We start from the raw sequence: 14,800 nt of genomic DNA on the forward strand, positions 1-14,800 counted from the left end.
GATGCCTGATATGCCGCCTGATCCGGGGCCTGACATCCCCGCCAAACCGTGACCAAGGAATAGCGCCATGCGTATCCTCCCTGCCGCCCTTCTGCCCCTTGCCGCCCTTGTCGCGCTCAGCGGCTGCGAGAAGGCACCGCTCTATGTCGATCAGGCGGTCGTCCGCCTCTCGCCCAACGCGGAATCGCCGTCCGCCGGTTACTTCACCGTCCATGCAGGCGCCGACCCCGTCACCCTGCGCGCCGTGACGTCGGAAGCCGCCGTGCGCGTCGAGATGCATGACAGCGTCGTGAAAAACGGGCTGATGACCATGCAGCAGATCGACCATGTCGATATTCCCGCCAAGGGCGTGTTGCGGTTCGAGCCGGGCGGTCGCCACCTGATGCTGTGGCAGGTCGATCCCTCAGTGGCACAAAGCGGCAAGGTGACGCTGACCCTGCTCTTCTCCAACGGCGACCGCATATTGGTGGACGCCGCCGTGCAGAAAACCGGCGAAGCCGCGCCCGCCCCGGCTTCTGCCCATTCGAACGGCATGCAGGGTCATGACATGATGAAAGACCATGACATGGCCAATATGGGCAATATGGCCCACTGACCGGCGCGGCCCTGTTTCCGCACCGGCGGGAGCAGGGCTAGCTATGGCTTTAGAGGCGCGCCCGATTTCGCCGCCGCACAAGCATCAGCCCGTACCGTCGCGGCCCACAGCCTCCCGACCGAGCGCCTCCCGAAACACCGCCAGCCGCTCCACCGCTGCATCCAGCACGGCGTCGCCCTTGACAAAGCAGAGCCGCAGATAGCCGGTACTCGCCCGGTCGGCGTAGAAAGCCGCGCAGGGGATAGACGCCACCCCCGCCTCCCGCACCATCCGCTCCGCCAGAGCGGCGTCCTCCACTGGCAGGCCCGACGCCGCCAGATCGACGGTGACGAACCATGTGCCGCTGGCGGGCAACAGCCGATAGCCCGCCCGCTCCATCCCCGTCACGAACCGCGCCTTGGCCCCGGCATAGATCGCCCGGTGCGCCCGATGCCAGTCCTCGTCCAGCGCTAGCCCCTCCGCCACCGCCCATTGCAGCGGCGTCGCAGTCGTGAAGGTCAGGAACTGGTGCTGGGCCGCAATCGCATCGGCCAGCGGTGGCGCGGCGCAGGCCCAGCCGACCTTCCACCCGGTGAGCGAGAATATCTTGCCCGCCGACCCGATCTTCACCGTCCGCCGCCGCAGCGCCTCGACCTGCATCGGCGCGACATGGGCGCTGCCGTCCAGCAGCATCGCCTCCCACACCTCATCGCAGATCAGGATGAGGTCATGGCGCTCACACAGCGCCCCCACCACCGCCAGTGTTGCCCTGTCGAGCAAGGTGCCAGTCGGATTATTCGGCGTGTTGAGCACGAGCACCCGCGTGCGTGGCCCGATCGCCGCCTCCAGCGCGGCGATGGACAGGCTCCAGTCCGGCGGCGTCAGTTCCACCAGCCGCGCGACGCCGCCCGCCCGCCGCACCAGCGGCAGATAGGCGTCATAGAGCGGCTGGACGAGGATCACCTCATCGCCCGGCTGCACGAGCGCCAGAAAGCTGGCCGCCAGCGCCTCCGTCGCGCCCGACGTGACCACGACCTCCTCCGGCTGGAGGTCCAGCCCCTGCGTGCGCGCATAATAGTCCGCAATGGCGTGGCGCAGGTCGGGCAGGCCCCGCATCGGCGGATATTGGTTCGACCGCTGGGTCACCGCCCGCGCCGCCGCCGCGATCAACTCCGGCGGCTCCGGGAAGTCAGGATAGCCCTGCCCCAGATTGATCGCGCCCAGTTCCTGCGCCAAGCGCGACATGCGTTCAAAGATCGTCGTCGCTGCCATGATTCGCGGTTCTCCGGGCGGAATGGGCCGCCCGTGTCTTAATCGCGCCCGAGCCGTCGGCAAGTCTCGCCGACGGTCATCCCTGCATCAGGGTCGCTCGACCGCGACAGGCAGGGCGACCCCAGTTCCCTCTCCATCCCGCGCCGTCGGAGCAGGCCGCTGCGGCAGGCGAATACGGGGGACCACCAGCATAACCCCCACGGCCAACACCGCAAAGCTCAGGAAGATCGCGTCATAATTGCCCGTCAGGTCGAAGATCAGGCCAAAGATCGGGGGCGTGGACAGCAACGCGCACAAGGTCACGAAGCTCATCAACCCGCCGACCCGGCCCGCCGCGCCCGCGCCATAGACGCGCGGAATGAACAGCCCCTGCGTCGGCACCATCAGGCCGCCGAACAGGCCGATCAAGCCCACGCCGGTCGCAATCACCGCATAGCCCATGTCGGCGCGGGTGAGCAGGATCGCGCCGGTCGCAAACCCCGCCAGACTGACGAACAACAGTGTCCGCATGTTCAGCCGGTCCGACACCACCGCGAAGGAAAATTTCGCCACGAATCCGCAAGCGGAATAGATGGAGATCAGCAACGCCGCGACGGTTGGCTTGATCCCCTCGTCCAGCGCCAGCGGCACCAGGTTCGTGACCATGCCCTTCATCCCCGACAGCACCACCGCGAACACCAGCGCCGCGCACCAGAAGGTCGGATCGGCCAACACCTGCCGACTCGTCAGGACCGGCTGTGCCGCCAGCGCCCGCACCGCCTCCGGGTCCGGCTCCACCCCATCGGGATGCAGCCCGCGTTCTGCCGGGGTGTTGATGACCAGCGCCACCGCCGGGAAGGTCATCAGGCCGATAATCAGGCCGAGCAGGCGAAAGGCGTCACGCCATGAGAAAAAGTCGAGCAGACCCTGAATCAGTGGCGGAAAGAAAAAGCCGCCCAGCGCCACCCCGGTGATCGCAATGCCGATCGCCGCCCCGCGCCGCCGGACGAACCAGCGGGAGATCAGCACCGACGCCGCCATCGGCCCGATCAGCACATTCGCCGGGGCCATGAACAAGCCATAGACGATCAGCACCTGCGTGAAACTGGTGGCAAAGGACAACGCCACGAATCCGACGGACAGCAGCCCCGCCCCCAAGAACATCATCCCGCGCAGCGACCGGCGGTCCATCTGGCTGCCCAGAATCGGTGACAGAGCGCCGCCAACCATCGACATGATTGTCATCGCCAACATCAGCACCATGCGACTGGGCTGGAACTCCTTTGCCAGCGGCACCGCGACCACGCTGTACACCGACGCGATCATTGCTCCCGCCGCCAGCAGGACCAGACAGGCACCCACCTGACGCCAGCCTATGATAAACTTCCTCACGGGCCGTCCTCTCCTGCCTCTTATGAAAGCGGCCTTATGACCCGAATCCCCCTTTTGGAAAAGCATGTCATATTCGGGAACGATAATTAGTCGCTGGGCGATGAGTTGGGCGGTTTACCTACGGCACGAAACGGACAGCATTTCCTGCGTTGAGGAGCAGACAGTCCCTCTTGTCCTGCAACGACAGGGCATCCCGCAAGGGCATGAGTCTGCCCGTCACTCCACACCCGATCCAGCGCAACGGTGATGATTGCGTTGCCGACCTTCCAATGACCACCAAGACATTATCCGGAAACGAGAGAATCGAGCCTGTCCGGCCCATAGCCTCAGCCGTACCCAACAGACCCCAAACAGCACAAAAGCCGCTGACCATTCCGGTGCAGCGGCGAAAGCCATTTCATAGCATGAAAAAGGAATTGGTGGAGCCTAGCGGGATCGAACCGCTGACCTCCTGCATGCCATGCAGGCGCTCTCCCAGCTGAGCTAAGGCCCCATCCATTCGTGCCGGTCTGGGTAGACCCGGCGGGTGAGGCGCTGCCATTAGTCAGCAGCGCCGAGGCTGGCAAGCCTCTTTTTCCGCCATTCGCAAAAAACTTTGCAAATGGCGGAAATTCTCAGACGTCGTCGTCGCCCTGCGCGTCGGACGCATCCACGCCCAGGTCGTCGTCGCCGCCCAGGTCCACGTCATTGTCCGGCGATGCCTCTTCGTCATCGACGTCGATATCAATGTCCAGATCGTCATCAACCTTTTCGGCCGCGACCACCTTCTTCTCTTCATAGGGCATCGGCTGCTTGGACTTCAGGACCGGCTCCGGCGTCCACTGGTTGCCGCACTCGATGCACGTAACCGGCTCTTCCTTTTGCAGATCGTAGAAGCGCGTGGCGCACTTCGGGCAGGTCCGCTTAGTTCCCCATTCAGGCTTCACCATGTGCCGCCTTGTCCTTTCAGAAAATCACATGCGGGCCACCGGGAACATCCCGGAAGCCGCGAAACGTGGCGCGCCTTGCCATAGCAGGCCCGCGCTGTCAAAAGCCGACGCGATTTTTTGCAAAAAGGACCGGCCATTCCACCGCCGGGCCGAACGACCGAAAGCCGGCAAAACCCCCATGAGCGCGCCCCATTCCTCCTCGTCACCCGCACCGGGTCATTTTTCGCCCGCCCCGCCCCTGTCCGGCACCGTCACTGTGCCGGGGGACAAGAGCATCTCGCACCGTTCGCTGATGCTCGGCGCGCTGGCGGTCGGCGAAACCCGGATCGCGGGATTGCTGGAGGGGGAGGATGTGCTGTCCACCGCCGCCGCCATGCGCGCGATGGGCGCGACCATCACCCGCGACGATGACGGCACATGGCGCGTCCGCGGCGTCGGCGTGGGCGGCCTGATGCAGCCGGTCGAGGCGCTCGACATGGGCAACAGCGGCACCTCCACCCGCCTGTTGATGGGCCTGATCGCCAGCCATGGCATCACCGCGACCTTCACCGGCGACGCCTCGCTCAGCAAGCGCCCCATGGGCCGCGTGACCGACCCGCTGTCGCTGATGGGCGCCGCGTTCATGGGCACGCCAGGGGCCAATGGCGCCCTGCGCCTGCCGCTCACCATGCGCGGCCTCTGCCCCGCCGTACCCATCGAATATCGCCTGCCCGTCGCGTCGGCGCAGGTGAAGTCCGCGATCCTGCTCGCCGGCCTCAACACCCCCGGCATCACCCGCGTCATCGAACCCGTCCCCACCCGCGACCATAGTGAACGGATGCTGCGCGGCTTCGGCGCCACGTTGGAGGTGGAGGTGCAGGACGACGGCACCCGCATCATCTCCCTGACCGGCGAGGCGGAACTAACCGCGCAGGACATCATCGTACCCGGCGACCCCTCCTCCGCCGCCTTCCCGGTCGTGGCGGCGCTGCTCGTCCCCGGCTCGCATGTCACCGTCACCAATGTCGGCCTTAACCCGACCCGCGCGGGAATTTTCGAGGTGCTGAAGGCGATGGGTGGCGACCTCACCTACATCAACGAACGCGAAGTGGGCGGCGAGCCGGTGGCCGACATCGTCGTGCGCCATTCGACGCTGACCGGCATCGACGTGCCGCCGGACATCGCGCCCAGCATGATTGACGAATTCCCTATCCTGTTCGTCGCCGCCGCGCTGGCGAAGGGCACGACGCGGACCAGCGGGCTGGACGAGTTGCGCGTCAAGGAATCGGACCGGCTCACCCTGATGGCGCAGGGGCTTGCCCGCATCGGCGCGCGGGTGGAGGAGGTCGAGGACGGCCTCGTCATCCATGGCACCGGCGGCCTGCCTCTGGGTGGCGGCAATGAACCACCAGTCATCGCCGCCTCGCTGGATCATCGCATCGCCATGAGCTTCGCCATCGCCGGGCTGGTGACGACGGGCGGTCTGACCGTGGACGACATGCGCCCGGTGGCGACCAGCTTCCCGACGTTCGAGCCGTTGCTGAGCAGCCTCGGCGTGGTTCGCGCATGATTATCGCCGTCGATGGTCCCACCGCATCGGGCAAGGGCACCCTCGCCCGCGCCCTGGCGGCCCATTATGGCCTGCCCTGCCTCGACACCGGCCTGCTCTACCGCGCGGTCGGCGCCCATTGCGCGGCGCTGGGCGGCGACCCGGACCGGGAGGAGGAAGCGTTGCGGGGGAGCACCTTCCCGGAGGCGTTGCTGGACGACCCCGCCCTGCGCACCGAAGCCGCCGGCGCGCTGGCCAGTCGCGTGTCGCGGCATCCGGCGGTGCGGCAGGCGTTGCTGGACCGGCAGCGCGCCTTTGCCGCCCAGCCGGGCGGCGCGATCCTCGACGGGCGCGACATCGGCACGGTGATCGTGCCCCATGCGGACGCCAAGCTGTTCGTCACCGGATCGCTGGAGGCGCGCGCGGGCCGCCGCCATGCGGAGATGGTCGCGCGGGGCGTCGACGTCACCCTCGCCGCCATCACCGCCGACCTCGCCGAACGGGACGCGCGCGATGCCGGGCGCGCCGCCGCGCCCCTCGTGCGCGCGGAGGATGCGGTCTTGCTAGACACCAGCAATCTCGGTATAGACGCAGCCGTCCGAGAGGCTATCGCGCTCGTGGACGCGCAGTTGGAACGTCACACAATATTGTGACCAGGGTTGAGGCGCCGGTGATTCCGTGCGCCCTTTTCCGTTTCCGGCCCGTGCGACCCCGACCTCGCCAGCCTGGAAGATGTCGCTCGTGACATACGGTCCGGGCGGCGGTTTGGCCACGGTTCCGACGCTTCATCCCCGATGCGGCCCGGAATCGAAAAGACCGCCGGAGACAACCGGTCGGCCAGCAAAACATGTGAAGGAAGAACTCTACATGGCCTCTACGGCATTCCCCTCGCGCGACGATTTCGCCGCGCTCCTCAATGATTCCCTCGGTGGCGCAGAAGGCGGCTTCGAAGGCCGCGTCGTTAAGGGCACCGTCACCGCCATCGAAAACGACATGGCCGTCATCGACGTTGGCCTGAAGAGCGAGGGCCGTGTTGCCCTGCGCGAATTCGCCGCCCCCGGCCAGAAGGCCGACCTGAAGGTTGGCGACGAAGTCGAAGTCTTCGTTGATCGCGTCGAGAACAGCCATGGTGAAGCGATGCTGTCGCGCGACCGCGCCCGCCGCGAAGCCGCATGGGACAAGCTGGAGTCGGAATTCGCCGAGAACAGCCGCGTCGAAGGCGTCATCTTCGGCCGCGTCAAGGGTGGCTTCACCGTCGACCTCGACGGCGCCGTGGCCTTCCTGCCCGGCTCGCAGGTCGACATCCGCCCTGTCCGCGACGTCACGCCGCTCATGGACATTCCGCAGCCCTTCCAGATCCTCAAGATGGATCGTCGTCGCGGCAACATCGTCGTTTCGCGTCGCGCCATCCTCGAAGAGACCCGCGCCGAGCAGCGTTCGGGCCTCATCCAGAATCTGGCCGAGGGTCAGATCATCGAGGGCGTGGTCAAGAACATCACCGATTACGGTGCGTTCGTGGATCTGGGCGGCATCGACGGCCTGCTGCACGTCACCGACCTCAGCTACAAGCGCATCAACCACCCGTCGGAAATGATCAACATCGGCGACACCGTCCGCGTTCAGATCATCCGCATCAACCGCGACACCCAGCGCATCAGCCTCGGCATGAAGCAGCTGGAGAGCGATCCGTGGGAAGGCGCATCGGCCAAGTATCCGATCGGCGCCAAGCTGTCGGGCCGCGTCACGAACATCACCGAATATGGTGCGTTCGTCGAGCTGGAGCCGGGCATCGAGGGTCTGGTTCACGTCTCCGAAATGTCCTGGACCAAGAAGAACGTCCACCCCGGCAAGATCGTTTCGACGAGCCAGGAAGTCGACGTCATGGTTCTGGAAGTCGATGAGGACAAGCGCCGCATCAGCCTCGGCCTCAAGCAGGCCCAGAGCAATCCGTGGGAGAGCTTCGCAGATCGTCATCCCGTCGGTTCGACCGTCGAAGGTGAAGTCAAGAACGCGACCGAATTCGGTCTGTTCATCGGTCTGGACGGCGACGTCGACGGCATGGTCCACATGTCCGACATCGCATGGGGCATTTCCGGCGAGGACGCTCTGAACCTGCACCGCAAGGGCGAGAGCGTGACCGCCATCGTTCTCGACATCGACGTCGAGAAGGAGCGCATCAGCCTCGGCATGAAGCAGCTTGAAAAGGGCGCACCCACGGTTGGCGGCACGGCCGTTGCCGGCGGCACCGGCGGCCTCAACAAGAACGCCACCGTCACTGTCACTGTCCTCGAAGTCCGCGATGGCGGCCTGGAGGTTCAGGCTGGCGAAGGCGGCGTGACTGGCTTCATCAAGCGTAGCGACCTCGGCCGCGACCGCGACGAGCAGCGCCCCGACCGCTTCCAGCCCGGCCAGAAGTTCGATGCGCTCGTCATCGGCTTCGACCGCAGCAAGAAGCCCAACTTCTCCGTCAAGGCGCTCCAGATCGCCGAAGAGAAGCAGGCTGTTGCCCAATATGGTTCGTCCGACAGCGGCGCATCGCTGGGCGACATTCTGGGCGAGGCCCTGAAGGCCAAGAACTAAGCTTTATGACTGTGTGAAGCCGTCCCGACACATGCTGTCGGGGCGGCTTTCGCCATGAGGGAGACGCCTGTCTCTTTTTGTGGCAGAAGGGCGAAATTCGGCCCGAATGATATGTGTAAATTCATACATTTACCGATTAGAACTTGGTATAGATTGACGCACCGTCCAGGGGACGGGTTTGGCATTGGTTATGGTCGGCTGGGGGGTCAGCGATAACCAATTTGGTTTAAGGGGTGGGAATAATGATCCGGTCGGAACTGGTTCAAAAGCTTGCGCAGGAAAATCCCGATCTGTCGTTACCGACAATCGACAAGCTGGTGGACCTTGTCTTCAAATCCATAGTCGATCGACTCGCGTCCGGAGGACGTGTCGAACTGCGCGGTTTCGGCGCCTTCACGACACGTGCGCGCGATGCCCGCATCGGCCGCAATCCGCGCACCGGCGACGAGGTTTCCGTCCCCGCCAAGCGCGTGCCGCATTTCAAGCCCGGCAAGGAAATGCGCGAACGCCTCAACGCCGACAGTTGAGTCGAGCGCCGTCCGTCGATAATCCGGCCAATCCTGCACAGGGGGCTTGGTTTCGGGGGCATGTGTTTCTATACGATCCCGGCCCATGTGCGGGCGTGGCGAAATCGGTAGACGCAACGGACTTGAAAGACGCCAACTAACGAGTGCGCGCGCGGAAACGCGCGATGTAGAACTGCTCAAATTCGGGGAAACCTTTGGCATGGCAATCCCGAGCCAAGCCCGGCGTCGTTTCGATGCCGGGAAGGTGTAGAGACTAGACGGGCAGCGCCTAAATCTGCGGGTTATCCTGCGGACAGGGCGAAGGGATAGTCCAGACCACGAACATGCCGGGATGCAAATCCGGCATGGCGGCGAAAGCCGTAGCGGTAAGAAAATCCGTCGGGCTTTGCCCGTGGGGGTTCAAGTCCCCCCGCCCGCACCATTTCCCGGACGAGCCGGGGCAGTTCCGCCGGACGCAGCGCTGCCCTGGCTATCCGGGGAGAGGGCCAAATCTTCCTGGCGCTGGCCATGCCGACAATCGGCGTCGCCAATAACCAGCGCCCCAGTCGCACCGGGACCGAGAGAACGCAACCATGCGCCCCGTCCCTTCGCACCCTATCCCTGATGGAGAGAGCCGACCGGCCCGCACAGACAAGGCGGACCGATCATGCCATGCCACCTCCCACGGATTGAACCGCGATGATGATGTTCCGATGCCCCGCCCTGTTCCGCTGATCCCGTCGCTGGGCCGCCACGTCACCGCGCGCACCGTGGACGAGGTGGAATGTGCGGTGTCCGTCCTGCTCGCCATTCTCGTCGCGCATCTGCTGGGCGCCAGCCATATCAGCTGGGCTGCCTATGCCGGCTATATGGTCATGCGCGGCCATGTGATGGACACATTGTCGCGCGGCATGCTGCGGATCAGCGGCACGTTGACCGGTGGGCTTCTGGCGCTCGCGCTCGCGCCCCTGCTCGTCGCCTCCATGCCCTTTGCCACGCTCGCGCTGTTCGTCGTGGGCGCGGGCAGCCTCTACGCGACATTGACGGCGCGGCGGGCCTATGGCTGGCTCTTCCTTGGCCTGACCTTCGCCATGGTGGCGCTCGACAAGATGGAGCATCCGGAGGTCGCCTTCGATGCCTTCGTCCAGACCCGGCTGGTGGAAACCATGGCGGGCACTTTTGCCTGTATGGCGGTCAGCCTCCTCTCCGCCATCACTCTGCGCCGTATCTGGCCTGCGCCCCGTGCGCCCAGCGAGCCATGGCTGGGCTGGCATGCCGACGCCTTTGCACTGGCGGTGCAGGGCGGTCTGGGGCTGGTCCTCCTCACGCTGATCGGCACATGGCTGTCTCTGCCCGCCCTCGCCCAGAGTGCGATCACCATCATGGCGGTGGTGCTGGTGCCCCTGAACCGCAATGGCGACCGCCGCGCGACGCCGGTGCGGGCGCGCATCCGCCACCGTTTCATCGGGTGCATCGCCGGGGCCATCGTGTCCGCCCCCATATTGGTCTTCGCCGCCGGGTCTCCCACCATCTTGATCCTCGGCACTGTCATCGGCGTAGTGCTGGGCCGCCATCTGGAGAATAGCGATCATCCGATGCGCTATGCGGGCATGCAGTTTGCGCTGGCGATCCTCGTGATCCTCGTTCCCGACAGCTATGCCGATGCCGCGCTGGAACCGGGGCTGGAGCGGCTGCTGGGCATCGTCATCGGCATGGCGCTCCTGGAGCCGGTGATGCTGACATGGAACCTGTTCGCCCGGCGCGGCGGCAGCGCACAGGTTGCGGGTGGCGACCGGCAGAGCGACATCTGATCGCCCGAAGCCGTTCTGCGGAATGGCTTGAGACGGTAGCCTAGCGCATCCCCTTCAGGGTGAGCACGATCTTTGAGAAGAATAGTGCGCGATCGGCCAGATGGAGAGGGCGATCGACGATTCAGGCCACAGCCCGCATCTGCGGCCGCGGTAATCGGCCCCAGCGAATGGCGACCTAAAAATACGGCCATCACAGGAAACGTTGCGCGGCTACCGGCTCCGCCTTCCTCCCTCGCCCCCCCCTGATCGCCCCGGCTCCATGCCGCTCGACGAGAACAATCTGCGTATCGTCAAGGGCCGTGAGTGGAATCCGCTCCTCCCGCTCTCTCACGGCGCCATCCCGCGCGCCCAAAGTGATGCCGTCGATCGCGATCCGCCCGGAAGCGGCCACAAGATAGGCGCGGCGGCCCGCCAGATCATGCTCTATCCTGTTCCCCCGCCCGAACGGTTGCGCCCAGCACGCAGGCATCGGCGTCGATGGGCAGGCCACCCCGGCCCACCCGTCCGCTTGCCACGGTCGCGAATCGCCCCGTCTGGTTCGCCTTTGGGAAAGCGGTTGAGGCCCAGCGAGGGCTGGCGTCGGGCGCGCGCATGTCTATCCACAGCTGGAACAGGCGGGTGGGTTTATCCTCCCTGTTGAATTCGCAATGGAAAATGCCGGTCCCCGCACGCATCACCTGCACATCCCCGGCGACGGTGCGTCCTTCATTGCCCAGGCTGTCCTTGTGCATGATCGCCCCCTCCAGCCATAGGTGATGATCTCCATGTCCCGATAGGGATGGAGCGGAAGGCCGCCACCGGATTAAAAATATCGTCGTTCCAGACCCGATGGGGACGATGGCCCGGTGCTTCGGGTTGCCCGCACCGCCGAGGTCCGAGAAAGGCCGAGGTTCGATCATATCGTCCAGCGCGTACGACTATGGCGCGCGCCTCTGTCGGTGACGCCCTATTAAATTGACTCATGGTCATGTTTTATGCGCACCGCAATCGGTGATCCGTACCGAAATCCGATGCCCCTCTCCCAAACGAAAAAGCCCGGCCGCAACGGGCCGGGCTTTCCTGTTCCTATCGCGGGGAGCCGATCAGGCGGCGTCGCTGGCCTTCTTGTCGGCGAAGACGCGGACCGGCTCCTTTTTGCCGTCCACCACTTCCCGGTCCACCACGACCTCGGCCACGCCACTCATCGAGGGCAGGTCGAACATGGTGTCGAGCAGGATCGCTTCCAGAATGGAGCGCAGGCCGCGCGCGCCGGTCTTGCGCTCGATCGCCTTCTTGGCGACCGCGACCAGTGCGTCGTCCGTGAAGCTCAGCTCCACATTCTCCATCTCGAACAGCTTGCGATACTGCTTCACCAGCGCATTCTTCGGCTCGGACAGGATCTGAACCAGCGCCGGAATGTCGAGGTCTTCCAGCGTCGCGATGACCGGCAGACGGCCCACAAACTCCGGGATCAGGCCGAACTTCAGGAGATCCTCCGGCTCGCTCTGCTTCAGAAGCTCACCCGTGCGGCGCTCCTCCGGCGCGGCGACATGCGCGCCGAAACCGATGGACTTGCCCTCCAGACGATCGCCGATGATCTTCTCCAGCCCGGCGAACGCGCCGCCGCAGATGAAGAGGATGTTCGTCGTATCGACCTGCAGGAACTCCTGCTGCGGATGCTTGCGGCCACCCTGCGGCGGAACGGAGGCGGTGGTGCCCTCCATCAGCTTGAGCAGGGCCTGCTGCACGCCCTCGCCCGACACGTCGCGCGTGATCGACGGATTCTCCGCCTTGCGGCTGATCTTGTCGATCTCGTCGATATACACGATACCGCGCTGCGCCTTCTCGACATTATAGTCGGACGCCTGGAGCAGCTTGAGGATGATGTTCTCCACATCCTCACCCACATAGCCGGCCTCGGTCAGGGTCGTCGCGTCGGCCATGGTGAAGGGCACGTCGAACGTCTTGGCCAGCGTCTGCGCGAGCAGGGTCTTGCCGCAGCCGGTCGGGCCGACCAGCAGGATGTTCGACTTGGCCAGCTCCACATCACCGGACTTGGTGCCATGGTTGAGGCGCTTGTAGTGATTGTGGACCGCGACGGAGAGGACGCGCTTCGCACGCATCTGCCCGATCACATAATCGTTCAGCACGTCGCAGATTTCCTGCGGCGTCGGCACGCCGCCATCTCGCCGTCCGACGAGACCGCCCTTGGTCTCCTCGCGGATGATGTCGTTGCACAGCTCGACGCATTCATCGCAGATGAACACCGTCGGCCCTGCGATCAGCTTCCTGACCTCATGCTGCGACTTGCCGCAGAAGGAGCAGTACAGCGTGCTCTTCGAGTCGGAACCGGTAAGCTTCGTCATTCATCGCCTTTCTTCGTCCGCTGCCCCGCCGCCGTGGCGGGGAGCGGACCGACTTGGCCAAGGTCATCCTAAACCGCGTCACATTCTTTTCACAAGGGTGCACTGCCTACGCAAGTCCCGTAAACAATTGCCCCTATCCCTGTCGATCATGCGTCAGCGGGGGCTTCCGTCACGGGACGGCGATCGAAAACCTGATCGACCAGCCCGAAAGCCTTGGCTTCGTCAGCCTCCAGGAAGGTGTCGCGATCCATCGCCCGCTCCACCTCCTCCAGCGACTTGCCGGTGTATTTGACGTACAGATCGTTGAGGCGACGGCGAATCCGCAGGATTTCCTTGGCCTGAATCTCGATATCCGACGCCATGCCCTGCGCGCCGCCCGATGGCTGGTGCACCATGATTCGCGCATTGGTCAGCGCGACGCGCATGCCCGGCTCACCGGCGGCGAGCAGGAAGCTGCCCATCGACGCGGCCTGACCGATGCAGACGGTGCCGACCTTGGGACGGATATATTGCATGGTATCGTGGATCGCCATGCCCGCCGTCACCACGCCGCCCGGCGAGTTGATGTACATCCAGATGTCCTTCTTCGGATTCTCCGACTCGAGGAACAGCAGCTGGGCGGTGATGACCGAGGCCATATGATCCTCGACCTGACCGGTCACGAAGATGATGCGCTCGCGCAGCAACCGGGAATAGATATCGAAGCTGCGCTCGCCCCGATTCGACTGCTCGATCACGATGGGAACGAGAGCAGCCATGGGGTCGGTCATAATATCGTGCATGATCGTCTTTCGATTGTTGCCCTTGCCGGGCTTACATCGGAGTTCTTGACGATCCCTTCAAGTGGTTTGGAATTTTCCGACGCCGCACAGACGTTCGGGGCGTCAGATTGTTCCAAATCCGCCCCGGCGATCACCGCCCGGCCGCCGATGCCGAGGGGGCGGGATGAGCCAGATAGGCCAGCCGCCGCATTTCCAGCCGCCCGCGCGTCACCGTATCGAGGATCAGGCCCGACATCAGGCTGAGGGCGGACAGGATCACCAGCCCCACGGTCAGCACCGCCGTCGGGAAACGCGGGACGAGTCCGGTGTGCAGATAGGTCAGCACCAGCGGCGCAGCGAGCAGCAGCGCCACCGCCAGCAACAGCCCCGAAATCGCGCCAAAGAACCATAGCGGCCGTTCCGTGCGATAGAGCTGCACCATCATGCTCAGGATGCGCCAGCCGTCGCGATAGGTGCTCAGCTTCGATTCGGACCCTTCCGGCCGCGCGGCATAGGCCGTCATCCGCTCGCCCACCGGCATCCGCAGTTCCAGCGCGTGGACGCTCATCTCCGTCTCGATCTCGAAACCGGCGGACAGGACAGGAAAACTCTTCACGAACCGGCGCGAAAAGACGCGATAGCCGGACAATATGTCGGTGAAACTGCGGCCGAACAGGCGGCGCAGCAGGCCGGTCAACATGCGGTTGCCCAGCACATGACCCCGGCGATAGGCGGCATCGACCTCGGACCGGCGCGCGCCGACCACCATGTCGAGGTCGCCCTCCAGCATCTCCGCGATCATCGCGGGCGCGGCGGCGGCCTCATAGGTCGCGTCGCCATCGGCCATGACATAGATGTCGGCCTCCACGTCCGCGAACATGCGGCGCACGACGTGGCCCTTGCCCTGCTGGCGGACGGACCGCACGACCGCGCCAGCGGCCTTCGCCACCGCGCAGCTATCGTCGGAGCTGTTGTTGTCGAAAACATAAATGGTGGCGTCCGGCAGGGCGGCGGCGAAACCCGCCACCGTCTGCCCGATCGCCACCGATTCATTATAGCAGGGGAGCAGGACGGCGATGCGCGGTCCCGCGCCTGCCGTCCCGGAAATGGTTCCTGACATTAT

The 14,800-nt window shown here is 64.9% G+C and carries 14 protein-coding genes and 1 tRNA gene; 6 read left to right on the forward strand and 9 right to left on the reverse strand.

Annotated features, from left to right (window positions below; translation table 11 throughout):
• The first annotated feature begins 67 nt into the window (after positions 1 to 67).
• Positions 68 to 595 (forward strand): copper chaperone PCu(A)C, encoded by a 528-nt coding sequence (locus LWE61_RS09395; RefSeq protein ID WP_234149801.1) that lies wholly within the window; start codon positions 68 to 70, stop codon positions 593 to 595.
• Positions 596 to 679: 84 nt separating this feature from the next.
• Here LWE61_RS09395 and LWE61_RS09400 read toward each other — a convergent pair whose 3' ends face one another.
• The 4 genes from LWE61_RS09400 to LWE61_RS09415 all read right to left on the reverse strand — a co-directional run bounded on the left by LWE61_RS09400 (position 680) and on the right by LWE61_RS09415 (position 4,146).
• Positions 680 to 1,846: an aminotransferase gene (locus tag LWE61_RS09400; RefSeq protein ID WP_234149802.1), complete on the reverse strand. Its 1,167-nt coding sequence runs from the start codon at positions 1,844 to 1,846 to the stop codon at positions 680 to 682.
• 87 nt (positions 1,847 to 1,933) lie between these two features.
• Positions 1,934 to 3,217, reverse strand: a complete 1,284-nt coding sequence (locus tag LWE61_RS09405) for an MFS transporter (protein ID WP_234149803.1) — start codon at positions 3,215 to 3,217, stop codon at positions 1,934 to 1,936.
• 417 nt (positions 3,218 to 3,634) lie between these two features.
• Positions 3,635 to 3,710, reverse strand: a tRNA-Ala gene (locus LWE61_RS09410).
• A gap of 121 nt (positions 3,711 to 3,831) precedes the next feature.
• Positions 3,832 to 4,146, reverse strand: a complete 315-nt coding sequence (locus LWE61_RS09415) for a TIGR02300 family protein (protein ID WP_234149804.1) — start codon at positions 4,144 to 4,146, stop codon at positions 3,832 to 3,834.
• A gap of 178 nt (positions 4,147 to 4,324) precedes the next feature.
• On the opposite strand from LWE61_RS09415, the gene aroA reads away from it, so the two are divergent.
• The 5 genes from aroA to LWE61_RS09440 all read left to right on the forward strand — a co-directional run bounded on the left by aroA (position 4,325) and on the right by LWE61_RS09440 (position 10,571).
• On the forward strand, positions 4,325 to 5,695 hold the full coding sequence (aroA, locus tag LWE61_RS09420; RefSeq protein WP_234149805.1) for a 3-phosphoshikimate 1-carboxyvinyltransferase: 1,371 nt from the start codon (positions 4,325 to 4,327) through the stop codon (positions 5,693 to 5,695).
• The gene (locus tag LWE61_RS09425) at positions 5,692 to 6,327 is read left to right on the forward strand and encodes a (d)CMP kinase (protein ID WP_234149806.1); all 636 of its coding nucleotides are present in this window, start codon (positions 5,692 to 5,694) and stop codon (positions 6,325 to 6,327) included. The genes aroA and LWE61_RS09425 overlap by 4 nt, the downstream gene beginning before the upstream one ends.
• 214 nt (positions 6,328 to 6,541) lie before the next feature.
• Complete coding sequence (gene rpsA, locus LWE61_RS09430) at positions 6,542 to 8,254, forward strand: 30S ribosomal protein S1 (RefSeq protein ID WP_234149964.1); 1,713 nt, start codon at positions 6,542 to 6,544, stop codon at positions 8,252 to 8,254.
• A gap of 242 nt (positions 8,255 to 8,496) precedes the next feature.
• A complete protein-coding gene (locus LWE61_RS09435) occupies positions 8,497 to 8,781 on the forward strand; it encodes an integration host factor subunit beta (RefSeq protein ID WP_234149807.1) in 285 nt (94 codons plus the stop codon).
• A 692-nt stretch (positions 8,782 to 9,473) separates the two neighbouring features.
• The gene (locus LWE61_RS09440) at positions 9,474 to 10,571 is read left to right on the forward strand and encodes an FUSC family protein (protein WP_234149808.1); all 1,098 of its coding nucleotides are present in this window, start codon (positions 9,474 to 9,476) and stop codon (positions 10,569 to 10,571) included.
• 190 nt (positions 10,572 to 10,761) lie between these two features.
• Here LWE61_RS09440 and LWE61_RS09445 read toward each other — a convergent pair whose 3' ends face one another.
• The 5 genes from LWE61_RS09445 to LWE61_RS09465 form a co-directional block, all read right to left on the reverse strand.
• Positions 10,762 to 11,040: a pirin family protein gene (locus LWE61_RS09445; RefSeq protein WP_234149809.1), complete on the reverse strand. Its 279-nt coding sequence runs from the start codon at positions 11,038 to 11,040 to the stop codon at positions 10,762 to 10,764.
• A complete protein-coding gene (locus LWE61_RS09450; RefSeq protein ID WP_234149810.1) occupies positions 10,988 to 11,302 on the reverse strand; it encodes a pirin family protein in 315 nt (104 codons plus the stop codon). Before LWE61_RS09450 ends, LWE61_RS09445 begins: the two co-directional genes overlap by 53 nt.
• A gap of 351 nt (positions 11,303 to 11,653) precedes the next feature.
• Positions 11,654 to 12,916 carry an ATP-dependent Clp protease ATP-binding subunit ClpX gene (gene clpX / locus LWE61_RS09455; RefSeq protein ID WP_234149811.1) on the reverse strand — a complete coding sequence of 421 codons (1,263 nt, stop codon included), beginning with the start codon at positions 12,914 to 12,916 and terminating at the stop codon, positions 11,654 to 11,656.
• A gap of 146 nt (positions 12,917 to 13,062) precedes the next feature.
• Positions 13,063 to 13,698, reverse strand: a complete 636-nt coding sequence (gene clpP, locus LWE61_RS09460; protein ID WP_234149812.1) for an ATP-dependent Clp endopeptidase proteolytic subunit ClpP — start codon at positions 13,696 to 13,698, stop codon at positions 13,063 to 13,065.
• A 130-nt stretch (positions 13,699 to 13,828) separates the two neighbouring features.
• Positions 13,829 to 14,797, reverse strand: a complete 969-nt coding sequence (locus LWE61_RS09465) for a glycosyltransferase family 2 protein (RefSeq protein ID WP_234149813.1) — start codon at positions 14,795 to 14,797, stop codon at positions 13,829 to 13,831.
• Positions 14,798 to 14,800: the final 3 nt, after the last annotated feature.

Source organism: Sphingobium sufflavum (genome assembly GCF_021403115.1).
GTDB lineage: Bacteria > Pseudomonadota > Alphaproteobacteria > Sphingomonadales > Sphingomonadaceae > Sphingobium > Sphingobium sufflavum.